The sequence below is a fragment of the Gluconobacter frateurii genome (assembly GCF_002723955.1).
Classification (GTDB): domain Bacteria; phylum Pseudomonadota; class Alphaproteobacteria; order Acetobacterales; family Acetobacteraceae; genus Gluconobacter; species Gluconobacter frateurii.
Genome location: NZ_BEWN01000006.1, coordinates 73,628 through 96,522, shown reverse-complemented (window position 1 = coordinate 96,522; position 22,895 = coordinate 73,628). Strand labels below are relative to the sequence as shown.

17 protein-coding genes are annotated in these 22,895 nt (G+C 57.6%); 13 read left to right on the top strand and 4 right to left on the bottom strand.

What is annotated here, in order from left to right; all coding sequences use genetic code 11:
- Positions 1–52 precede the first annotated feature (52 nt).
- On the top strand, positions 53–2,446 hold the full coding sequence (locus GFR01_RS14985; protein ID WP_099183083.1) for a TonB-dependent receptor: 2,394 nt from the start codon (positions 53–55) through the stop codon (positions 2,444–2,446).
- A gap of 18 nt (positions 2,447–2,464) precedes the next feature.
- Here GFR01_RS14985 and GFR01_RS14980 read toward each other — a convergent pair whose 3' ends face one another.
- Both GFR01_RS14980 and GFR01_RS14975 read right to left on the bottom strand, forming a co-directional pair.
- Positions 2,465–3,241, bottom strand: coding sequence for a tetratricopeptide repeat protein (locus GFR01_RS14980; protein ID WP_099183130.1), 777 nt, complete (start codon positions 3,239–3,241; stop codon positions 2,465–2,467).
- Between the two features lie 87 nt (positions 3,242–3,328).
- Complete coding sequence (locus GFR01_RS14975) at positions 3,329–4,294, bottom strand: TraB/GumN family protein (protein WP_099183129.1); 966 nt, start codon at positions 4,292–4,294, stop codon at positions 3,329–3,331.
- 215 nt (positions 4,295–4,509) lie between these two features.
- Between GFR01_RS14975 and ileS the strand changes: the two genes are divergently transcribed.
- The 12 genes from ileS (at position 4,510) to GFR01_RS14915 (ending at position 19,888) form a co-directional block, all read left to right on the top strand.
- Positions 4,510–7,356 carry an isoleucine--tRNA ligase gene (ileS, locus tag GFR01_RS14970; RefSeq protein ID WP_099183082.1) on the top strand — a complete coding sequence of 949 codons (2,847 nt, stop codon included), beginning with the start codon at positions 4,510–4,512 and terminating at the stop codon, positions 7,354–7,356.
- Positions 7,356–7,868 carry a signal peptidase II gene (gene lspA / locus GFR01_RS14965; protein ID WP_099183081.1) on the top strand — a complete coding sequence of 171 codons (513 nt, stop codon included), beginning with the start codon at positions 7,356–7,358 and terminating at the stop codon, positions 7,866–7,868. Before ileS ends, lspA begins: the two co-directional genes overlap by 1 nt.
- Positions 7,869–7,917: 49 nt before the next feature.
- Positions 7,918–8,493 carry a DUF3035 domain-containing protein gene (locus GFR01_RS14960; RefSeq protein ID WP_063903506.1) on the top strand — a complete coding sequence of 192 codons (576 nt, stop codon included), beginning with the start codon at positions 7,918–7,920 and terminating at the stop codon, positions 8,491–8,493.
- A 40-nt stretch (positions 8,494–8,533) separates the two neighbouring features.
- Complete coding sequence (gene mutL / locus GFR01_RS14955; protein WP_099183080.1) at positions 8,534–10,405, top strand: DNA mismatch repair endonuclease MutL; 1,872 nt, start codon at positions 8,534–8,536, stop codon at positions 10,403–10,405.
- A 180-nt stretch (positions 10,406–10,585) separates the two neighbouring features.
- Entirely contained in the window at positions 10,586–12,301 is a 1,716-nt protein-coding gene (gene dld / locus GFR01_RS14950; protein ID WP_099183079.1) for a D-lactate dehydrogenase, read from the top strand.
- Positions 12,302–12,726: 425 nt separating this feature from the next.
- A complete protein-coding gene (locus GFR01_RS14945; RefSeq protein ID WP_099183078.1) occupies positions 12,727–13,764 on the top strand; it encodes an NAD(P)-dependent alcohol dehydrogenase in 1,038 nt (345 codons plus the stop codon).
- Between the two features lie 14 nt (positions 13,765–13,778).
- Positions 13,779–14,792 (top strand): AraC family transcriptional regulator, encoded by a 1,014-nt coding sequence (locus GFR01_RS14940; RefSeq protein WP_099183077.1) that lies wholly within the window; start codon positions 13,779–13,781, stop codon positions 14,790–14,792.
- A gap of 20 nt (positions 14,793–14,812) precedes the next feature.
- On the top strand, positions 14,813–15,583 hold the full coding sequence (locus GFR01_RS14935) for an SDR family NAD(P)-dependent oxidoreductase (RefSeq protein ID WP_099183076.1): 771 nt from the start codon (positions 14,813–14,815) through the stop codon (positions 15,581–15,583).
- Between the two features lie 99 nt (positions 15,584–15,682).
- On the top strand, positions 15,683–16,603 hold the full coding sequence (locus tag GFR01_RS14930; RefSeq protein WP_244902320.1) for a substrate-binding domain-containing protein: 921 nt from the start codon (positions 15,683–15,685) through the stop codon (positions 16,601–16,603).
- A 36-nt stretch (positions 16,604–16,639) separates the two neighbouring features.
- On the top strand, positions 16,640–18,187 hold the full coding sequence (locus GFR01_RS14925; protein WP_099183074.1) for a sugar ABC transporter ATP-binding protein: 1,548 nt from the start codon (positions 16,640–16,642) through the stop codon (positions 18,185–18,187).
- On the top strand, positions 18,171–19,136 hold the full coding sequence (locus GFR01_RS14920; protein WP_099183073.1) for an ABC transporter permease: 966 nt from the start codon (positions 18,171–18,173) through the stop codon (positions 19,134–19,136). Before GFR01_RS14925 ends, GFR01_RS14920 begins: the two co-directional genes overlap by 17 nt.
- Positions 19,137–19,159: 23 nt before the next feature.
- Positions 19,160–19,888 (top strand): SDR family oxidoreductase, encoded by a 729-nt coding sequence (locus GFR01_RS14915; protein WP_063903495.1) that lies wholly within the window; start codon positions 19,160–19,162, stop codon positions 19,886–19,888.
- Positions 19,889–19,915: 27 nt separating this feature from the next.
- Here the strand turns inward: GFR01_RS14915 and GFR01_RS14910 are convergent, their stop codons facing one another.
- Positions 19,916–20,812, bottom strand: coding sequence for an EamA family transporter (locus tag GFR01_RS14910; RefSeq protein WP_061511049.1), 897 nt, complete (start codon positions 20,810–20,812; stop codon positions 19,916–19,918).
- Positions 20,813–20,814: 2 nt separating this feature from the next.
- Positions 20,815–22,830: a DNA topoisomerase IV subunit B gene (gene parE, locus GFR01_RS14905; RefSeq protein ID WP_099183072.1), complete on the bottom strand. Its 2,016-nt coding sequence runs from the start codon at positions 22,828–22,830 to the stop codon at positions 20,815–20,817.
- Positions 22,831–22,895: the final 65 nt, after the last annotated feature.

Here is a 22,895-nt window from a genome sequence, read left to right as displayed (position 1 = left end):
CATTAGCTCTTTAAGGAGGTCGCTTTTTATCCTTTCAGAGGATCGTGATGCGATGAATCCAAAACACTCTTCGAAGCCCTTGGGGGTGGTTTCTCTTGCTGCTGGTCTGACGCTGGTCTGTACGGCTGCTCATGCCCAGACTGCTGTACACCATCACAAACCCCGCCATCCGCAGGGTCGTCGCAATCAGACGACTGCACCTGCCAAACCGCAGAAGACGAACCCTCAGCCGATTTCGCAGAACGTTTCTGCTCAGCAGAATAACGATGTCGAGGCGAGTGCGGCGGAAGCCGAACACCTGCACGTTGTCGGCTCCCCCATGAACATCCTTCAGTCTCCCATGGGACTGAGCCGGATGCCCGAAGATGTCCTGCACACACCCCAAACCATCAATGTGGTGCCCAAAGTCCTGATGGAGCAGCAGAACGTCAAATCCCTGGACGAAGCGCTGCGGAACGTCCCGGGCATCACGGCATCTGTGGGTGAGGGCGAAGGCGGAATGGCCGGAGATCAGTTTCTGATCCGCGGTTTTCAGGCTCAGAATGACATCTATGAAAACGGTCTGCGCGACTTTGGTGTCTACACACGCGACAGTTTCGATTACGACCATGTCTCCGTCATCAAAGGCCCCTCTTCGGAAGTCTTTGGAAATGGCACCACTGGCGGCGCCATCAACATCACAACCAAAGTTGCCCATCTCGGAGACAGCTATGGTGCCAGCCTCTCAGGCGGCTCTGGTGACTATGCGCGTGGAACGCTCGACTTTAACAAACAGATTGGTGATTCCACGGCGATCCGTATTACCGGCATGGGGAACGAAAACAACACCGTAGGCCGGAATGACGTTTATTCCCATCGCTGGGGTATCGCGCCATCCATTGCATTCGGCTTGGGCAAGCGTACCACCTTCACCCTCGAGTACTTCCACCAGACTGACAATCGTATCCCTGATTATGGCGTTCCAGTCATAACGAAACCTGGAACGGCTATCGCCAAACCTGCCACGGAATACGGCCTGAACCGGAACAACTGGTACGGCACAAGCTACGATCAGGATGCTTCGAACGTCGACATGCTGACGGCCCGTCTCAAGTTCGACCTCAACAAACATATCACCCTGTACAATGACCTGCGGGGCGGAATGTACAGCCGGTACTTCTCCGCTTCTCAGCCTGGGTGCGACACAACCTGCGCTACCGATTTCTTCACAAACCCGTCTGCCGCACAGATTGATCGTCGAGGCCATCTTGGTGGGCCTGAGCCTTACCAACAGAATGACTGGTCCGTGCAGGACGTCTTCTCAGGCGTTGCAAAATTCTCCACCGGCCGTATCCGGCATCAGATCATCGCGGGCGTCGATATCGAGCACGTTTATGATCGGCGCACCAACTATGCTTATAATTTCAACGGTCAGAACGGCACGCAGACAGACAGCACAAGCCTGTTGCACCCATCGTCCACACAGCCGGGCCTTTTGCTGGGATCCGTTGGTCAATACAGCGGAAATCTCGTCAATATCTCTGGCGTCGGACATGCGCTGTACAAAACAGGCGATGCAACGGATGTCGGAGCGTTCTTCTCCGATCAGATCTGGCTGACCTCATGGTTCTCCGTACGTGGCGGCTTTCGCTGGGATCACTGGGACAGTCACTATTCTGCGAATGGCGGAACGACGGGGGCAGGCGTGTCCTATGGGCAGACGCAGGATACCTTCAATCCAACCGTCAGCCTCATGTACACACCGACCAGTAACATCATGGTCTATTTCAACTGGGCGCAATCCACGACACCCATGGGTCTGTATGTGACCAACAGCTCGGAACCTCTGAAATCCTCTACACAGGGCTTCAGTCCGGAACGCAGCAGCCTTTACGAACTGGGCGCCAAATACAACGCCTTCCATGGTCGCATGGGCTTCACAGCTTCGGTTTTCCGTCTTGAAAAGGGTAACGCCCTCATGACGGATGCCTCCACCGGAGACGTTACATCTTCCAGTGACCGCCAGCGGAACCAGGGTGTTGAACTCAGTGTGTCAGGCGAAATCCTCAAAAACTGGACCATGATCGGCACCTACGCCTACTACGATGCAACAACCGTGAGTTCCCTGACGGCTGCCGATGTGGGTAAGCGCATCCAGTATGCCCCGAAGAACTCGGCAACCATCTGGTCCACTTACACGATTGCTCCTAATAAGCCCTGGAACCTCACATTTGGTGGCGGTCTGACATGGCGTGACGGCGTGTGGTTGAATGCTGCCAACACGGCTTGGGTGCCTGCAACGATGGAGTGGGATGCTGTTATTTCCCATAACTTCGGCAAGCACTGGCGTATCGCCATGAATGGCTACAATCTCGACAATCGCCTGAACTACAGCAATCTGTTCTCGGACCGCGCCACCCCAGCCGTTGGTCGCTCGTTCCTTGCAAATATCTCAGCAAATTACTGAGTTGTCAGTCAGGCCGGATCATACCGGCCTGACATCTACGTTTTCGTGGAACGGAATACCCAGTTCCCTGAGGCGCAGCTGAACGCGATCTTCAAGCGCCGTATCGCGGTTTTTCCCTAACAAAGCGAGCTTCTGGTTCATCGCCAGCAGGATGTCAGACGTCGCATCGACGACGGCCTTGCGCCACCACTCCAGAGCTTCATCGACGTGACCGGCATCAGCCAGTGCCGTCGCGAAATTATGTTGCCCCCGGTAGTCGCCTCCTTCGGCAGATTTTTGGTACCAGTCCAGAGCCGCAGCACGATCCTGCGGAACCACCCATCCTTCTTCCAGAAAGCGCGCATACAGATTCATGGACTTTGCATGACCGTTCTGCGCGGCTGTTTGGAACAGATCGAGTGCTTTGGGTAAATTCTGAGGCTGACCGATCCCGCGCATGGTCAGGATGCCCAGATTGTATCGGCCCCATTCATCCCCGGCTTTGGCGGCCTCTTCGTAACAGCGCGCAGCTTCGGTCAGATCCTTCTCGCAGCCCCATCCGAACTGGAAGCACCGGCCTCGCATGTTATGGCCGGGCCCAAAGCCCGCTTTCGCAGCGATAGTGAACCATTCCAACGCTCCGGCCGGATCTTTCGGAACATAAATGCTGTCCAGCAGCACCTGTCCCCACTGAACGATTTCCAGATGATGCCCTTTCAGGGCTTTTTGCCGAACTTCTTCGATATTTGCTGGTAGGGATGAGGATGCAGCAGGTATTTTCCGGGATGAAAAGACTTTTCTGAAAACACGCTTCATCTCAAACTCATTCATACCATCAGGGGCAGAAGATACTGCGTTTTCAGTGTATCTTCTGCGCCTTCTCTGGCAAAGTCGAGAGTGCGCTCAGAGGGCGCTGGGGCTGGTTGTGGCGGGGACGATCTGCTGGATGTCGAAACCATCCTGTTTCAGCAGAGCGGGCAGCCCTTTAGGGCCAGCCATATGCAAAGAGCCAACCGCAACGAACAGGGATTTCCCGGCCTCGTGAAATGACAGGACTTTCTGCGCCATTTCCACGTTCCGGTCATCCAGAAGGCGCTTGGTCTGCTCGCGTTCCTTCGCGGTACGAAGACATTTGCACCACACGTCATAATGCTGAAGCTGGGATACATCGCTGCGTCCCCACATCTCGACAAGCCGCTTTTCATCCATTCTGGCTTCGCCGGAAGAAACGTCCTTGATGACCCCATCAATGAAGGTGTCTTCGTCTCCCGGAGCTTTGGAAATGATTAGATCGCGCTGGGTCTGAGCATCTTCAAGCGGAATCAGCTCCTTTTTCATCCCGCTTGCAATGCCCTGAATGACCAGATCAGCGGCATAATCGGGGTAATATCCATCAACACGTCCAACCGCTGTGCTCAGGCCCGCAGCTTCCAGTCCCACGGCCGTTTTGGAAAAATTCGCAACCGGCAGGCAAAGCTCTGCTGCAAGATCATCCAGCTTCTTCTTCCGCCCCGATTGGATCAGATGTTGCATCCGGTCCGGATTTTCAGGCGCGCGAAGTGTGGCGAGTGTTGCCGGGTCCTGAAGGTTCAGTTCAAGCGCCACAACGTCACTTTTCATCATGGCCGTACGGGTCTGTGGGCCGGGTAGCATCCATTCCTGCCGCGAGGCATGGATGGTTCCATACAGCCAGGACGAATGTCCGTCCTTTGTGATTTTCCAGAGAAATCCGCGGTCCTGTGCGGTCATCAGCAGGTGGAGCAGCTCAGATTTCGGCGGAACGGAAGCAGGAGGAGGGCAACGGGGCGTCTGAGCCATGGCCAGTATCGGAGACATGGTTAGAAGAGCGGCCAGCCAAAGTTTTTTCATCAGAATGCGTCCGGATAAAATAAGATTTTGCAGCACATCATGGCTGATATGCGGAAACAATCCACAAGACGTATGTTTCGTGTCCCTGATATGTCTGTCTCTCCACACGGCACCGTTTTGGGCATGGTTTTCCTTGAGAAGACTTGACCGCATCCCCGCCCAATCTCCATATGGTCCCCCTTATTTTGTGTGAATGACCAAAGTTGGCCCGTCCCATGTCCGACAAGTCCGATACGACCTTCAAAGAACAGCAGGATCGCTACCGCGATACTGTGTTCCTGCCTCGCACCAGCTTCCCCATGCGGGGCGGGCTGCCGAAGCGCGAGCCTGATACGCTGGCCCGCTGGGCTGCCATGGACCTGGACGGCAAGATCCGTGAGGAAGGGAAGGGACGCCCGGTCTTCACGCTGCATGACGGACCGCCCTACGCCAACGGGCACATTCACATTGGTCACGCGCTCAACAAGGTGATGAAAGACGTCATCAACCGTGCGCATCGCATGTCGGGCTTCGAAGTCCGCTATCAGCCAGGCTGGGACTGCCATGGTCTGCCGATCGAATGGCGGATCGAGGAACAGTACCGCAAGGCCGGCAAGGACAAGGATCAGGTTCCTCTGCTTCAGTTCCGTGCGGAATGCCGCCAGTATGCTGCCGAATGGGTGAGCAAACAGGCGGAAGACTTCAAGCGGATCGGTATTCAGGCGGAATGGGCTAACCGTTACGTTACGATGGACTTCAGTTCCGAAGCCAAGATCGTGGCGGAAATCGGCAAGTTCCTGCTGAATGGCGGTCTGTATCGTGGTTTGCGCCCCGTCATGTGGAGCCCGGTTGAGAAGACCGCCCTTGCCGAAGCCGAGATCGAATACCACGACGTCGATTCCACCACGATCTTCGTCGCGTTCCCGATCCTGAAAGACCCGACCCCAGGCGATGCGCTTGACGGTGTTTCAGCCGTCATCTGGACCACGACGCCCTGGACCATCCCGGCCAACCGCGCCCTCGCCTATGGCCCGGACATCACCTACGTGGTTCTGCGTGCTGATGAGACAACGGAAGCAAGCGTTGTGCCGCAGGGCGCACGCCTTCTGATCGCGGAAGACCGCGTCGAGGCGTTCTGTGCCGAAACCGGTATCAGCGCCCATCATATCCTCTACACGATGCCCGGCAGTGCGCTGGAAGGCGCGGTTGCGGCCCATCCTCTGCGTGGCCGTGGCTACGAATATGACGTCCCGATGCTTCCGGGCGATTTCGTCACGACAGACGCCGGTACGGGCCTTGTGCACATGGCGCCGTCACATGGTCAGGATGACTTTATCGTCTGCCGCCAGTTCGGCATCGAAGTGCCGGAACTGGTGCAGGATGACGGTCGCTACGCTTCATGGGTTCCGCATCTCGAAGGTATCCATGTTTTCAAGGCCGCTGACCCGGTTTGCGACCTGCTGACCGAAGCCCGTCAGTCCGCTGAGCATGATGACGCGCCTGCGACCGGTCTCATGGCCCGCAGCAAGATCCGTCATTCCTATCCGCATTCCTGGCGCTCCAAAGCCCCGATCATCTTCCGCGCCACGCCCCAGTGGTTCATTGCGATGGATGGGGAAACCAAGCTGCGTGAGAAGGCCCTCAAGGCGCTTGATCCGGTCACTTTCGTCCCGGAATCCGCTCGTCGCCGCCTGACGTCCATGGTCGAGCAGCGTCCGGACTGGTGCATCTCCCGGCAGCGCGCCTGGGGTGTGCCGATCGCCGTCTTCGTCGAGAAGCGGAGCGGCGAAGTCCTGCGCGATGCAGCAGTCATGGACCGGATCGTCACGGCCTTCAATGAAAAGGGCGCTGACGTCTGGTACGATACAGATCCGGCTGTTTTCCTTGGCCCGAACCGTGACCCGGCGGACTATGAACAGGTCTTCGACATTGTGGATGTCTGGTTTGAATCCGGCTCTACGCACCAGTTCGTTCTGGGGCAGGAAGGCCTGAACTTCCCCGCAGACCTGTATCTGGAAGGCTCTGACCAGCATCGCGGCTGGTTCCAGTCGTCTCTGCTGGAAAGTGTCGGCACACGCGGTGTCGCCCCATACAAGGCCCTTGTGACGAACGGCTTTGTGCTGGACGAGCAGGGCCGCAAGATGTCCAAGTCCCTCGGTAACGTCATTGCGCCGGCAGACGTGACGGACTCGCTGGGCGCTGACATCCTGCGCCTGTGGGTTCTGAACTCTGACACCAACGAAGATCTGCGGATCGGCAACGAGATCCTCAAACAGCAGGGCGAACTCTATCGCCGTCTGCGCAACACCCTGCGCTGGCTGCTGGGCGCGCTGGATGGTTTCACACAAGAAGAAGCTGTTCCGTATGCCGAAATGCCGCCGCTTGAGCAGTATATCCTGCATCGCCTGTCTGAACTGCGCGGTCTGATCAGCAAGGCTGTCGAAACGCACCAATGGGTCGGCGTCTATCCGGCGCTGCACGGTTTCTGCACAACAGATCTGTCGGCATTCTATTTCGACATCCGCAAGGACGCGATTTACTGCGACGCGCCGTCTGACCCAACGCGCCGTGCCGCCCGCACGGTTCTGGACATCCTGCACCGCGCGCTTTGCACGTGGCTTGCTCCGGTATTGGTCTTTACGGCGGAAGAAGCCTGGAACGCCCGTTTCGGCGAAGAAAACAGCATCCACCTGGAGCAGTTCTTCGAGCCGGACGCTGAGTGGAACAATCCGGAGCTCGGTGCCAACTGGGACGAAATCCGTGCGTATCGTCGCCTCGTCACGACCGAGCTGGAAACAGCGCGTCGTGATGGTACGATCGGTGCCTCCCTCGAAGCCAGTGTCACCCTGCCGATCTCGCAGGAAGAAGCCGCGTCTCTCACGGGTATCGACTGGGCTGAACTGCTCATTACGTCCCATGCGGAGATCGAGCTTCTGCCCGGCGAAACGGCTCATGGTGGCCCACAGGTCGAGCGTGCGCCCGGTCACAAATGCGCCCGTTGCTGGAAAGTGCTTCCGGATGTGGGTGAAAATGCCGAGTATCCTGCCCTGTGCCGCCGCTGCGTCAGTGTGGTGAGTGCCTGATGTCCCTCTGGCAGGAAGGCATGAGCCGTATGGGGCGGCTGGTTCTGGGGTTCGCCCTGCTGGTTCTGGTCCTCGTTCTGGATCAGGCCAGCAAGGACTGGATTCTCTACGGCTATGATCTGCCGGCGAAAGGGTCCGTCCAGATTCTGCCATTCCTGAACTTCACGATGGTCTGGAACCATGCCGTGACGTTCGGGATGTTCGGTGGTCTGGGCAGCAGAGGCCCGCTGGTGTTCTGCACGGTCTCGCTGCTGGCCGTCGGCCTGCTGGTCTGGACCATGACGAAGACCCGCCGCACGCTGGTTGCCGGGGCCTGTGGCGCTATCGCTGGCGGTGCTATTGGTAACGTCATTGACCGCCTCCGCTATGGCGCGGTCGTGGACTTTCTGCACGCGCATGCGTTCGGCTGGTCCTGGTATGTTTTCAACGTGGCTGATGCCGGTATCGTCTGCGGCGTTGCCGTCTGGCTGATCGACTCTCTTCTTGCCGAACGTAACAGCCAGCCGCAGTGAGCAAGCGGAGCTTGCCCCCACGCGGCGCGGACTGTAGGACTATCCCATCATGATCGCGTCCCAGGGTCCCTCAATGCGCCGTAACCGTCTTCCAGTTGCCCGTCTCAGCGTACAGATGGGTGCAATCGCTTCATTCGGCCTGATGCTGTCCGGCTGCTCAGGCAGCGATGTGGAGCGTGCCTTCGGCATGGAACGCTACATGCCGGACGAATACACCGTCACGACGCGTGCTCCGCTGTCGATGCCACCTTCAGAGAAGATGCAGCTTCCGGGTGCCGACGATGCTCACCGTCCGGACGAGAGCCCACGGATGCAGGCGCTTGAAACTCTGTCGCCCGATACGGCGCTGCACCCGATCACGGGAGAGAACAGCAGCGGCCAGTCCACGCTGGTTGGTGAAGTGGACAAGGCGTCCAACGCTCCGAACAATGCCGAACTTGGTACGGCGGATGCGGGCTTCGTCGATAACCTGATGTTCTGGAAGGGAGGTCAGGCAGGTTCCGTTGTGGATGGAGACGCCGAAAACCGTCGCATCCGTGAGAACTCGGCTCTGGGTCGCAATCCGGCCACAGGTGCTACGCCGACGGTCAAGAAAAAGGCCACGCATTTTCTGGGCGTGCTGTAAGACAGCACGCTCCACTTCTCCAGGATCGTGAGACACAGTCCTGTCTGAAAAAACGTCACCTCTTCGCCCTGTTATCCGCCGCCTCTCAGGTCATGTTGTTGACCTGATTGCGGCTGGTGAAGTCATAGAGCGACCTGCGGCAGCGCTCAAAGAGCTCGTCGAAAACGCGATTGATGCCGGGGCCACCCGCCTTGTCGTCGCCTTGCGCGCAGGAGGCACAGACCGCATCGACGTGACCGATAATGGTTGCGGCATGACGCCTGAAGAGCTGGATATGGCCGTTCAGCGTCACTGTACCTCCAAGTTGCAGGACGAACGCCTCGTCCAGATCCGCACGCTCGGGTTTCGCGGGGAGGCACTTCCCTCCATCGGGGCCAGTGCTCGCCTGTCCATTACATCCCGTACATCCGAGTCAGACACCGCGTGGTGCATCCGTGTAGATGGAGGTGTCATCACGCCCCCGCAGCCGTCGTCGGGCCCGGTAGGGACGCGGATTGTGGTGACGGATCTCTTTTTCGCCACGCCCGCCCGACGCAAATTCCTGAAGAGTCCCCGGGTCGAGAACAGTCATGCCGAATCCGTCATGCGACGTCTGGCTCTGAGCGCACCTCATTGCGCCATAAGGGTCACGCTGGATGATAAACTCCTGTTCGATCTTCCAGAGCAAAGCCCGATAGCCCGCGCTGCAACAGTTCTGGACACAACGCCCGACACACTGATCCCGCTGGACGAAGAGCGTGGGCACATCCGCCTGTCCGGGTTTGCCTGCGGCCCAGCCAAAACCCGTGCGACAGGGTCAGGCCAGTTCATTCTCGTCAATCACCGCCCGGTAACAGACCCGATGCTCCGGACGGCCATTCGTGTCGCCTATCGTCCGGTCATCGAGCGCGGACGCTTCCCTGTGATGGCACTGCATCTCAAGGTGCCGCTGGAACGGCTGGATGTGAACGTCCACCCTGCCAAAACGGAACTGCGCTTTGCAGACGAGGCCGAGGTAAAGGCGCTTGTGATTGGCGGTCTGGGGCGTGCGCTCGGGCATGGTTCAAGCGGGGGAGGCGGCGTTCATGCCAGCTTTGGTATCCGTCCTTCGCGGCCATCCATTTCCTACCCCCCGCGCCCTGATATACCGGTCGATGCGCCTGTACAGGCCAGCGCGCCGGCAACATTGCCTTTTTCTGCTGCGGCGCCTTCATCCCGTCTGTCTGTGCCGTCCTCCCAGTATGTCGAACGTTCTGGCTTTGCGGAACAGGACGTCGGTTTCACCCCCGCCGCGCGTCCTCCGCAGCCAGTTCCAGAGCAACTGGACCCTTCATTTCCTTTGGGGGCCTCAGTCGCACAGGTTTTCGATACCTACATCATTGCTGTCGCTCCGGATGGTGACCTCGTTCTCGTTGACCAGCACGCCGCCCACGAGCGCCTGACGCATGAGCGTCTGCGTGAACAATATGCCAGTGGTGCGCTCCGCTCTCAGGCGCTGCTTCTGCCGGAAGTCATCGATCTTCCACGGCGCGAGGCGGAAGCTCTTCTGGTACGCGCTGAAGACCTGTCCCGATTGGGAATGGATCTTGAGTCCTTCGGGCCGGGCAGTGTTCTTTTGCGCTCCGTACCAGCCCTTCTGGGCACGAAGGATGTTCAGGGTCTCCTGCGAGATGTCGCCGATGAACTGGCCAATGATCCGGATCTGGACGCTAGCAATACGGACAGTTTCTCCAATCGGCTGGATGCCATTCTGGCCCGCATGGCTTGCCACGGCAGTATCCGGGCAGGGCGCCGACTGAAACCCGAAGAAATGGACGCTCTTCTGCGGGATATGGAGCGCACACCCCGCGCCAATACCTGCTCGCATGGGCGTCCAACCTGGCTGAAATTAACCCGAAGCGAGATTGAGCGGCTGTTTGGGCGGATCAAATAGCGGCCATATCCTCGCCCAATCGTGACATCCTTCTTTGACCTGAGGCATGGACGATGCGCGTTTCAGGGTCTTTCTTTTAACCCTGTCTTTTGACAGACGTTTATTTCTGAACTCACACACACCCTGACGGACCCGTGGCCATTCCTGCGGACCCGTATGCGGGAAAGGAAGACTACAGACATGTCGGCCATCTCCAGCGGTAACGCGGCTTTTCTTGATACGCTTCGCTCGATTGTTGGCCGACGCCATGTTCTGACCAAGCCCAATGCGACCTATCGCTTCCGTAAAGGCTATCGCTTCGGTCTTGGAGACGTGCTGGCTGTTCTTCAGCCGGGCAATCTTGTCGAACTCTGGAAGGCGTCCAAGCTCTGCGCGGAAAGCGGCAAGATCATCATCATGCAGGCTGCCAATACAGGCCTGACGGGCGGCTCAACGCCAGATGGTAATGATTATGACCGTGAGATCGTCATCATCAGCACAAACCGACTGGATGGCATTCATCTGATCGGCGAGGGCAAGCAGGTCGTTTGCTTGCCTGGTTCCACCCTGCATGATCTGGAAGAAAAACTCGCCAAGATTGGCCGCGAGCCGCATTCCGTCATTGGTTCGTCCTGCATCGGCGCCTCTGTTCTGGGCGGGGTCAGCAACAATTCTGGCGGTGCGCTCGTTCAGCGCGGACCAGCCTTCACGGAAATGGCTCTGTTCGGCCAGATGGGCACGGATGGAACGCTGCATCTCGTCAATCATCTGGGTATCCGGCTGGAAGGTGATGCGGAGCAGATCCTGTCGGCCGTGCAGAATGGGAGGTTTCCGGATAATGCCATCGACTGGAACGCAGGCAGAGGCCACGACGCGGGTTATGCCCAGCACGTCCGGGACGTGGATGCGGAGACCCCGGCGCGCTTCAACGCAGACCCGAACCGCTGGCACGAAGCGGCCGGATGTGCGGGCAAGCTGGTTGTATTTGCGGTCCGTCTCGATACCTTCAAGGCGAACAAGAACCCGGCTGTGTTCTACATCGGAACCAACAGCACGCATGACCTGGAAGACCTTCGCCGCCACATCCTGACCAGCTTCGATGAACTTCCCATTGCCGGGGAATACATCCATCGCGATGCGTTCAACATCGCCGAAGTGTACGGCAAGGATACGACGGCCATTATCCGCTACATGGGCACGCGGTTCCTGCCTACGTTCTTCGGCCTGAAGTCGCGGTTCGACATTGCCGTGCAGCGCATTCCTGGCATTTCCAGCCATCTGAGCGATCTGCTCCTTCAGGCATTCAGCAAGATCATTCCCAAGCAGCTTCCCGCGCGCATGTGCGATTTCCGGGACCGTTTTGAGCATCACCTCATGCTTAAGGTCTCTGCTGATCTGGCCAGCCCGGTGAAAGCCTATCTGGAAGACTGGCGGTCCAAGACGGGAGGGGATTTCTTCGCCTGCACTCCAGAGGAGGGAAAACTCGCCTTCCTGCACCGTTTTGCCGCAGCTGGTGCCGCAATCCGCTACCGGGCCGTTCATTCAAAAACGGCAGAAGACATTGTGGCACTTGACGTTGCCTTGCGTCGGAATGATCGCGAGTGGTTCGAAGTGCTGCCCAAGGACATCGAAGACAAGCTGATCGTCAAACTCTATTACGGGCACTTCTTCTGCCATGTGATGCATCAGGATTACGTGGTGAAGAAGGGCTACAACGCCATGGCCGTGGAGCATTCCATGCTGCCCGGTCTGGAAGCTCGCGGCGCCCGGTATCCGGCTGAGCATAATGTGGGCCATCTGTATGATGCGCCGGAAGAGATGCTGGAGCACTATCGCAGTCTCGATCCCTGCAACTGCTTCAATCCGGGCATCGGCAAGGCGACCAAAAAGCGGAATTGGGTCGCCGAAAGCGTCTGATGAGTTGTTTTCTGGTGTGGGGCCCCACACCAGAACTTTGGCGTGGATCTTCTGACACCCGATAAAGACTCAAGGCCTTTCCGGGACGCGTGCGCCTGTAATCTCACGATTCCACACACGTCATAACGGCAGAATGATACGTCGTTTCCTGATTTTTCTCATATTTATGTGATCTTTAGGATAGAAAATTTCAAATCCTGCAAGGAAAGTGTTTTCTACTTTAATGGTCATGTCAGATTAAAATATCATATAAAACAAATACTTATATCAAAATACAAACGAGAAAAATTCTTGATCCGGAATTATCAAACGCAAAATAGTATCACTTTTGAGAAAAAAATAAGCTATCACGTGTTATATATAACATATAATCCGTACTTCTGATCACATTTGATGATAAAACGTGCGACAGGAGACGGTTGGATATGGCTCAGGCACTGGTGCTTGAAAAGAAAGGTGAACTCTCTCTGAGAGAGATCGCCCTGCCGTCGGAGCTTGGGCCGAATGATGTCCGTATCGCCATCCACACGGTCGGCATTTGCGGCAGCGATGTGCATTACTACACGCATGGTGCCATCGGACCCTTCGTTGTTCGTGAACCCATGGTGCTGGGGCATGAAGCCTCTGGAACGATTACGGAAATCGGCAGCAATGTCCGGTCTCTGAAAGTTGGAGACCGGGTGTGCATGGAGCCGGGTATCCCAGACCCACAATCCCGTGCAACGTTGATGGGTCAGTACAACGTTGATCCGGCTGTTCGCTTCTGGGCGACACCGCCAATTCACGGCTGTCTGACGCCCTCCGTCGTTCATCCTGCCGCCTTCACGTTCAAACTGCCGGACAATGTGAGCTTTGCAGAAGGTGCGATGATCGAGCCACTGGCTGTTGGCGTGCATGCCTCTGTGAAGGCTGCCATCAAGCCTGGTGATATCTGTCTTGTGACAGGCTGTGGCCCTATCGGAATTATGACGGCGCTGGCCGCACTTGCCTCCGGGGCGGGGCAGGTTTTCATCACGGATCTGGCTCCTGCCAAGCTTGCCATTGCCGGGCAGTATGATGGTATTCGGCCCATCAACGTGCGTGACGAAAAACCGCGTGACGTTGTGGATGCGACCTGCGGGAGTGACTGGGGCGTGGATGTCGTCTTCGAGGCGAGCGGTTTTGCCGGCGCTTATGACGATGCTCTGGCCTGTGTACGGCCTGGCGGAACCATCGTTTTCGTCGGTATGCCTATCCAGAAGGTCCCGTTCGACATCGTAGCGGCTCAGGCCAAGGAAATTCGTATGGAAACGGTCTTCCGCTACGCCAACGTCTATGACCGTGCCATCCGCCTCATCAGTGCGGGAAAGATCGATCTCAAGCCGCTGGTGTCGGAAACATTCCCTTTCGATCAGGGTATCGCGGCCTTTGAGCGGGCTGCTGAGGCTCGACCGAGCGACGTCAAACTCCAGATCGTTCTCTGAAAAGCGGTGCCATCATGTCCGTAACGCAGAAATTGCCTAAACAGGGGCCGTTTTCTCCGATTGCCAGTCGTGCGTCCGCGCTTGGAATGGTCAGTTCCCTGAAAGCAAAAACGCCTGTCGGTGAGGGAAACACACGTCCTGTTTACGAGACGATCCATGCGGAACCGAACACCAGTTTCCGCTGGCATCAGCATGACTATCCCGGTCCGCTGGCACGCTGGAACCACCATCCGGAATACGAACTGCATCTGATCACACAGAGCGAAGGTCGTGCAATCATTGGGGACCATATCGGGAGTTTTGGGCCACGCCAGCTTGTTCTGGTCGGACCTGATCTGCCGCATGGCTGGTTCAGCCCCCTCAAGCCGGGTGAAGTTCTGACAGGGCGGGATGTTGTCCTTCAGTTTAGCGCTAAATGGATCGAAGGCCTGATGGCGCTGTGCCCTGAATTGGGTGGGCTGCGAAACCTGCTTCAGGCCTCTACTCTGGGTGTCGAATTCACTGCCCCTGAAGCACTTGGCCTCGGGGAAAAACTCGAAGCGATCGGGACTTTTCAGGGCGCAGGGAAGCTGGCCGCCTGTCTGGATCTTCTTGCCACACTGACGTCTGCCCCGTTCAGGACACTGTCTCTCAAAGGTGAGACCAAAGCGCTCAACAGTCCGGAAATGCAGCGGATGAGCGGTGTCATCACATCCCTGATGGCCATGGACCCGTCCGAAATCCGGCATGATCATCTGGCACAGGATCTGGGGCTTTGCGCCTCAACGTTCTCTCGCCAGTTCCGGGCTGCGACGGGCGACACGTTCATGTCTTTCCTGCATCGTCTGCGGGTGTGTCACGCGTGCCATCTGCTGGCCAGTTCCCCCCTTTCAATCACGGAAATCGGGGCGGCTTCCGGCTTTAATAACCTTTCCAATTTCAATCGCATTTTCCTGCGTCTGCGTGGATGCACACCACGGGACTACCGCCGTCATGCCCGCGAAATGACAGCCCTTTCGCCTGCAGATACCGCAGATTTTTTGAACTGATCGACAGGGAAAAACAGACCATGCCAACACTTCCACAACGCTTTTCCCTCGATGGTCGCAAAGCGCTTGTCACGGGTGCGTCCCGCGGGCTTGGCGTCACGATCTGCGATGTTCTGAGTGCTGCCGGGGCCGATATTGTCGCCGTTGCGCGATCTGAAGTCGATATGGCTGAAACACGCCGGATTGTGGAAGGCCATGGGCGTCAATGCCTCACGGTTGTTGCTGACCTCAGTGATCCGACTGTCCCTGACGCCGTAGCCCAGACCGTGACGGCTGCGTGGGGTGGCGTGGATATTGTCGTCAACAATGCTGGCGTCAGTTTCCCTCGGCCTCTAGTGGAGCAGACCGTCAAGGAGTGGGACACCGTGCAGGCCATCAACCTGCGTGCGCCATGGCTTCTCGCCCGTGCCTTTGCGCCGGGCATGATCGACCGCAAACGCGGCAAGATCATCAATATCAGTTCCCAGGCCAGCTCTGTCGCGCTGATTGACCATGGTGCTTACGTCGCTTCCAAAGCCGGTCTGAATGGTCTCACCAAGGTCATGACGGCGGAGTGGGCGCCTCACAACATTCAGGCCAATGCCATTTGTCCCACAGTCGTCTGGACGCCCATGGGCGAACGCGTCTGGAGCGTCGGCAATAAGCTGGAAAAGTTGCTGGAAAAGATCCCCGCTGGTCGTGTCGCAACACCGGAAGATGTCGCGGATACAGTTCTGTATCTCGCCTCCGATGCGTCGAGCATGGTCAACGGGCAGGAAATATTTGTCGACGGCGGATACACGGCCCTTTAGGCCGCCGCATCTTCAAATAGAGACAGGTAATTTTACGGTTTTGACAAGGCCATGTGCAGGAAATGACCTGCACAGTGCATGCAGATCAACAGGTGTAACATGAAGATCAAGACGCTTCCGCTGGCCCTTCTGTCTCTCGCTCTTGGCGGGACGGCCCTGTCACAGCCGGCTGTCGTAGCCGGAACACCGCTGAAAATTGGCGTTTCCTTTCAGGAAATGAACAATCCGTATTTCGTCACCATGAAGGACGCATTGCAGGAGGCCGCTGGCACGATCGGCGCCAATGTCATCATCAGTGATGCGCACCATGACGTTTCCAAGCAGGTGAGCGACATTGAGGACATGATCCAGCAGGGCGCGCAGATCATCATCATCAACCCGACCGATACCGTAGGCGTCACGTCCGTCGTAAAGACCGTTCATGACAAGAACATCCCGATCGTCTCGGTGGATGCTCAGGCTGGCGGCCCGCTGGACGCGTTTGTCGGCTCGAAGAACTACGATGCCGGCTTCAAGGCCTGCGAGTATCTCGCCACGACGATCAAGAGCGGCAATATCGGGATCATCGACGGTATCCCGGTCGTTCCCATTCTTGAGCGTGTCAAAGGCTGCAAAGACGCTATCGCCAAGCATTCAGATATCAAGATTGTCAGCGTTCAGAACGGCAAGCAGGAGCGTGATCAGGCTCTGACGGTGGCGGAGAACATGCTTCAGGCCAACCCGGATCTGAAGGGCATCTTCAGCGTCAATGACAATGGATCGCTCGGTGTGCTGTCAGCCATCGAATCCAATGGCTTGGACGTGAAGCTGGTCAGCGTTGATGGCAACCCGGAAGCCGTGAAGGCCATCAGCAAGCCGGGCTCTCATTTCATCGCCACGGCTGCGCAGTTCCCCCGGCAGGAAATCCGTCTGGCATTGGCGCTCGCGCTCGCTAGGAAATGGGGCGCAGAAGTGCCGAAGGTTCTGCCGGTTGATGTCGAACTGATCGACGCGACGAAAGCCAAAACGTTCAGCTGGTAAATTCCGAATGCGGCCCCGGATTCCGGAGGGAACATCATGACAGAAACCAGTCAGACATCCCCAGAACCTCTTCTGGCGCTTGAGGGAATCTCCAAGAGCTTTCCGGGAGTCCGGGCGTTGCGGAATGTCAGCCTCAGCCTGGAGCGTGGAGAAATCCATGCTCTTCTGGGAGAGAACGGTGCTGGAAAATCCACGATTATCAAGATCATGGGTGGTATCCAGTCTCAGGATGAAGGGCAGATCTTTCTCAACGGAAAAGAATGCCACTTCTCCAGCTATAGGGACGCCATTAGCGCGGGGATCGGAATTGTTTTTCAGGAATTTAGCCTGATTCCTGAACTCGACGCCGTGGATAACATTTTCCTCGGGCGCGAGATGCGGAACGCTCTCGGCTTTTCCCGCAAAAGCGAAATGACAAGCATCGCGCAGGGGATTTTCGAGCGTCTGGGGGTAAAAACGCGGTTTGACGTTCCTGTCGCGCGTCTCAGTGTCGCGGAACAGCAGTTTGTGGAAATCGGGAAAGCTCTGTCACTGGATGTGCAGGTTCTCATCCTCGACGAACCAACCGCGACCCTGACCCCGACGGAAGCTGAACTGCTCTTCAACGTCATGCGACAGCTTCGCGATCAAGGGATCGGCATTTTCTTCGTGTCGCATCACCTCGAAGAGATTTTCGAAATTTGCGACCGCATTACGGTGCTGCGCGATGGCGCTCATGTGGGCGTCCTGAAAACCGCCGAGTGCACGATGGATCATCTGGTTGAGAGGATGGTTGGCCGGAAAATTGAAAATACGTTCCCGCCCAAGCCCGCCCTTCATACCGCAGAGCGCATTCTGGAAGCCGAAAACATTCGTTTTGCCAGTAACGGGCACCCCAACAGTTTCTACCTGCGAAAAGGTGAAATCCTCGGTTTCGCCGGGCTCGTCGGCTCAGGCCGAACGGAAACGGCTCTGGCGTTGATTGGTGCACTGCCATGCCCCGGAAAAACGGTGCGGATTGAGGGCAGGGAAGTGTCCATGGGGAATCCGGCACAGGCTTTGCGTCATGGCATCGGGATTCTGCCGGAAAGCCGAAAAACCGAAGGATTGATTCTCGGCTTCAGCATCCGGGACAACATCTCCATCAACAACCTGCCGCAATATACCCGCCCGATCGGCACGATCGACACCGCGCGAGAGAAGCGGAAGACCCAGGAACTGATGTCCGCCGTCCGTATCAAAGCCCCTTCGGACGAAACGACTGTGGTGAGCCTGAGTGGCGGAAATCAGCAGAAGGTTGTGATCGCACGTTGGCTGAACCGCCGAAGCAAAATCCTGATCTTCGATGAACCCACGCGTGGCATCGACGTCGGGGCAAAGGCCGAAATCTACACACTCATGCGGAACCTCACTGCAGAGGGATACGCCATCATCATGATCTCATCCGAGCTTCCGGAGGTCGTCGGAATGTGTGACCGCGTGGCCGTGTTCAGCCATGGCGTCATCACGGCGGTTCTGGAGGGGGATGCCATCAGTTCGGAAGAGGTAATGCGTCATGCAACAGCAAGCGTTAAAAAGTCCGCAGTCGATGCGCTCTCTGCTTGAGCGTTACAGAGCATCGAAATTCGCGCGGTCAACGGCCTTTCTCCCGGCGGTCGGACTGTTCGTGGTCGTGGCCTGCATGATCGCGCTCAACAGTCGCTTCCTGTCCTTTGGCAACCTCGAAAATGTCGCCAGACAGGTCTCGATCAACGCCATCATCTCTGTAGGCATGACCTTTGCCATTCTCACGGGCGGTATTGATCTCTCCGTAGGCGCGGTCATGGCGCTGGCCGGAACCATTACGGCGGGCCTGCTGGTCTCCGGCCTGAATGCCGGGCTGGCCATTCTGGCTGGGCTGGGTGTCGGGGCGCTCTTCGGAGCCGGAAACGGGTTGTGCATCGCCCGTCTCGGAATGCCGCCGATCATTGTGACGCTGGCATCCATGAGCATCGCCCGTGGATTGGGGCTGATCTACACGAACGGCTATCCCATCTCGGGCCTCCCAGACTGGTTCGCGTTTATCGGCCGCGGAAAGGTTCTGGGAATCCAGACGCCAATTCTCATCATGCTGGTGGTTTATGCGCTGGCCTATCTGCTGCTCCAGCGCATGCCGATTGGCCGCTACATCTACGCAATCGGTGGCAATGAAGAGGCCGTCCGCCTCTCCGGCATCGATTCCCGTAAATACAAGATCATCGTTTATCTGATCGGTGGGTTCACCGCCGCCCTAGCGGGCGTTGTCCTGTCCTCCCGCCTCATGAGCGGTCAGCCGAACGCGGGCGTCGGCTTCGAACTCGATGCCATCGCAGCCGTGGTGCTGGGTGGCACCTCAATTTCCGGCGGCCGGGGTTCCATCATCGGCACCCTGATCGGCGCCATGCTGCTGGGCGTCCTGAACAACGGGCTGAACCTGCTTGAGGTCTCCCCTTACGTTCAGAACGTCATCAAGGGCGCAATCATCCTCCTCGCAATTTTCATCAGTCGTCAGCGCGGCACAGCGTCCGCACGCTGAGACAGCATCACAGGATAGTGCATATGACACAGTCTCTTCAGGGCAAGATCGTCGCCATTACTGGCGCGGCTTCGGGCATTGGCCTCGAATGCGCCCGCTATCTCATCGAAGCTGGCGCGGTGGTCTATCTTCTGGACCGTGACGCCAAAACTCTCGAAGACAAAACGGCAGAACTCGGCAGCCAGGCCCATGCGATCATCGTCGATCTCTTCGACTACAAAACCGTAGATGCTGCGGTCGCGCAGATCGTTGAGGAGCAGGGCCGGATCGATGTTTTCCACGCCAACGCCGGCGCGTATGTGGGCGGCAATGTCTGGGAAGGGGATCCCGATAGCTGGGATGCGATGCTGCACCTGAACATCAATGCAGCTTTCCGCTCGGTCCGTGCCGTGCTGCCGCAGATGATGAAGCAGGAAAGTGGCGATATCGTCATGACCAGCTCGATCGCGGGCATGATCCCCATCATGGCCGAGCCGATCTACACGGCCTCGAAACATGCCGTGCAGGCATTCGTACATACGGTGCGCCGACAGGTCGCGAAGTATGGAATTCGTGTGGGTGCAATCCAGCCTGGTCCTGTAGTCACGCCTTTGCTGAAAGACTGGGATCAGGCCCGTCTTGAAGCCAACATCAAAGCGGGTGCCCTGATGGAAGCCAAGGAAGTCGCCGAAGCCCTGATCTTCATCCTGACACGTTCAAAGGGTGTCATGGTGCGGGATCTGGTCGTTCTGCCACATAACTTCGACGCCTGAATGGAACCGTGTCACTGCCCGCGGACGTTAGTGGGCAGTGACCTTTTTGGCTGTCAGAACATTCCCCAAGGATGCTACGACAATACACAGAACGCCCATCCAGCGTGCCACGGATAGACCTTCCCCAAGAAAAATCCATCCTGAGATGGCTCCGAGCATAGGCTCCATACTCAGTAGAATACCCAGATCTCTCGGCTTCAGACGGCGCATCGCCATCATGTCCAGAATATAGGGAACAGCCGAAGACAGCACAGCCACGCTCAGCGCAGCGCCTCCCTGCCAAGGATGTGTGATAACGGTCGGAATCGTCGGGATGAGGCAGGGAAGCAACAGGATTCCGGCTGTTGTCATGCCAAGCGTCGTGGCCTGCCCCGCATCCAGAATCTTCCCCATCCGGGTGCCCGTCAGGATGTAAACGATCCAACCACATCCACTCAGCAACGCTGCACAGATCCCGAAAAGGTCCAGATGATGCAGCGTGCCCGCCACCGCTGCTGTTTCTGGCCTTAGGAGCAGATATAGACCAGCAATCACGAAGAGTGCCCAGCAGAGATCCAGCCAGCGCCGTGAACCCGTCAGTGCCAGGGTCAGCGGGCCCGTGAATTCCAGTGCGACTACGATTCCTAACGGAAGTCGAACCAGCGCGACGTAAAAGCAGAAATTCATGACCGCGACGGAAGCGCCATAGGGCAGCAACAGCTTCCAGGCTGCTGGTGTCAGGGTCATGCGGGTGGGTCGCCAGATCGCCAGAAGGATCAGCGCCGCCATACAGACGCGCAAACCGACCATACCCGTCGGGCCAAAAAGCGGGAAAAGCCCCTTCGCCAGTGTGGCGCCGATCTGGAAGGATGAAATTCCGCCGATCAGCAGCCCTACGGCCTTCAGTTGTCCGTATTTTTCAACAGATTGCACACCCGTGTTCACGTTCAGACGTCAAGGTCTTCAACAGAACGGGCATGCTCCTGAATAAAGCGGAAGCGAAGCTCTGGCTTGCGACCCATGAGACTCTCTACACGCTCGCTTGTCAGCGCCCGGTCTTCCGGGGGTGCCACAACGCGCAGAAGTGTACGGCGTGCAGGATCCATGGTCGTCTGCTTGAGATCCTTCACAGGCATCTCCCCCAGGCCCTTGAATCGGGAGACTTCAACCTTGGCGTTGGCTTTGAAATCAGCCTTGATCCGGCGGTCCCGGTCCAGATCATTCATGGCATAAATCGTCTTCGCACCGTGCGTCAGGCGATAGAGCGGTGGCTGTGCCAGATGCAGGTGCCCATGACGGATCAGTTCCGGCATTTCGCGATAGAAGAACGTCATGAGCAGGGAGGCAATGTGCGCACCGTCCACATCAGCATCAGTCATGATGATGACCCGGCCGTAGCGCAGACGGCTGATGTCAAACGAAGATCCCAGGCCACAGCCCAGAGCTTCCGTCAGATCGCGTAGTTCCTGATTCGCCCGCAGCTTATCGGCCGTAGCGGACGCCACGTTAAGAATCTTGCCACGGAGTGGAAGAACCGCCTGCGTCTCACGGTCACGCGCCTGTCGTGCCGAACCACCTGCGGATTCGCCCTCAACAAGAAATAGCTCCGTCTCGGAGGCATTCTCTCGCGTGCAGTCCGTCAGCTTGCCCGGAAGACGAAGCTTGCGAGTCGCACTCTTGCGGGCGGTTTCCTTGACCTCACGGCGACGCAGACGCTCTTCCGCCCGTTCCACCATGAACGCCAAAAGATTGTCAGCCTGCTGCGGGTTTCCGCCCAGCCAGTGGTCGATTCGGTCACGCAAAGCCCCTTCAACCAGACGGGAAGCTTCCTGATTGGTCAGCTTGTCCTTGGTCTGTCCCTGGAACTGCGGATCGCGAATGAATACGGACAGCTTGGCCGCGACGGTTCCAAGAACGTCCTCAGCGGTAATGGCAGCCGCCCGCTTGACCTTGCGCTGGTCACCCCAGGCCCGGAAACCCTTCACGAGCGCCGCACGGAAGCCCGCTTCATGCGTGCCACCCTGAGGGGTGGGAATGGTATTACAGTAGGATACGAGCGAAGCATTTCCGCTCTCCAGAAAGGCGACCGCCCACTCAACCTTGCCACCCGTCCGGCCATCCGCAGCGAGTGGTAGTTCGGCCTCACCAGCCCAGAGCGGGGTCAGAAGAGCAGGATCGGAACCAAGCTCGGCTGTCAGCGCATCTTCCAGGCCGTTCGGGAACTGGATCAGGGCTTCCGTTGGGGTCTCGTCCCCGGCCTTGATCAGGTCTGGCTCACATTTCCACTGAATGGCCACGCCTCGGAACAGCGCGGCCTTGGAGCAGCAAAGCCGATACAAGCGTGCTGCAGAAAAGTGGATATTGCCGAAAATTTCCGGGTCCGGGGTAAAGCGGACCGTGGTGCCGCGGCGGTTCGGCGCATTGCCGACTTCGGCCAACGGCCCAAGAGGAACGCCGCGGGAAAAGTCCTGCCTGTACAGCAGGCGGTCCCGTGCCACTTCAACTTCAAGCTTTTCGGACAGCGCATTAACGACTGAGCTGCCAACGCCGTGCAGACCGCCAGACGTGTCATAAGCCTTGCCAGAGAACTTGCCGCCCGCATGAAGCGTCGTGAAGATCACTTCAAGGGCAGACTTCTTTGGAAATTTGGGGTGAGGGTCCGTGGGGATGCCTCGACCATTATCACGCACCATAAGGGTACGCGGCCCTTCCAGTCGCATCTCAATGCTGCTGGCGTGACCTGCCACGGCTTCATCCATGGCATTGTCAAGAATTTCGGAGGCCAGATGATGGTACGCGTTATCATCCGTACCACCGATATACATTCCAGGACGACGGCGTACGGGCTCAAGCCCTTCCAGGACTTCAATGTCCTGTGCGCCATACTCTGTGCCACCAGCGTCCTTACGGTTTCTGGACGCCTTGGTGTTTCCTGCTTTGCCTGACTCGAACAGATCGCTCATGTCTGCGTTGTCGCCGCCCCGCTCCGGAACGTCAAGCGAACGCTTCCGGATGGGACAGAACGACG

Bases quoted from the DNA above. Each gene is read 5' to 3' on its own strand.
- GFR01_RS14985 (WP_099183083.1), top strand. From the start codon at position 53: ATGAATCCAAAACACTCTTCGAAGCCCTTGGGGGTGGTTTCTCTTGCT.
- GFR01_RS14980 (WP_099183130.1), bottom strand. From the start codon at position 3,241: ATGAAGCGTGTTTTCAGAAAAGTCTTTTCATCCCGGAAAATACCTGCT.
- GFR01_RS14975 (WP_099183129.1), bottom strand. From the start codon at position 4,294: ATGAAAAAACTTTGGCTGGCCGCTCTTCTAACCATGTCTCCGATACTG.
- ileS (WP_099183082.1), top strand. From the start codon at position 4,510: ATGTCCGACAAGTCCGATACGACCTTCAAAGAACAGCAGGATCGCTAC.
- lspA (WP_099183081.1), top strand. From the start codon at position 7,356: ATGTCCCTCTGGCAGGAAGGCATGAGCCGTATGGGGCGGCTGGTTCTG.
- GFR01_RS14960 (WP_063903506.1), top strand. From the start codon at position 7,918: ATGATCGCGTCCCAGGGTCCCTCAATGCGCCGTAACCGTCTTCCAGTT.
- dld (WP_099183079.1), top strand. From the start codon at position 10,586: ATGTCGGCCATCTCCAGCGGTAACGCGGCTTTTCTTGATACGCTTCGC.
- GFR01_RS14945 (WP_099183078.1), top strand. From the start codon at position 12,727: ATGGCTCAGGCACTGGTGCTTGAAAAGAAAGGTGAACTCTCTCTGAGA.
- GFR01_RS14940 (WP_099183077.1), top strand. From the start codon at position 13,779: ATGTCCGTAACGCAGAAATTGCCTAAACAGGGGCCGTTTTCTCCGATT.
- GFR01_RS14935 (WP_099183076.1), top strand. From the start codon at position 14,813: ATGCCAACACTTCCACAACGCTTTTCCCTCGATGGTCGCAAAGCGCTT.
- GFR01_RS14930 (WP_244902320.1), top strand. From the start codon at position 15,683: ATGAAGATCAAGACGCTTCCGCTGGCCCTTCTGTCTCTCGCTCTTGGC.
- GFR01_RS14925 (WP_099183074.1), top strand. From the start codon at position 16,640: ATGACAGAAACCAGTCAGACATCCCCAGAACCTCTTCTGGCGCTTGAG.
- GFR01_RS14920 (WP_099183073.1), top strand. From the start codon at position 18,171: ATGCGCTCTCTGCTTGAGCGTTACAGAGCATCGAAATTCGCGCGGTCA.
- GFR01_RS14915 (WP_063903495.1), top strand. From the start codon at position 19,160: ATGACACAGTCTCTTCAGGGCAAGATCGTCGCCATTACTGGCGCGGCT.
- parE (WP_099183072.1), bottom strand. From the start codon at position 22,830: ATGAGCGATCTGTTCGAGTCAGGCAAAGCAGGAAACACCAAGGCGTCC.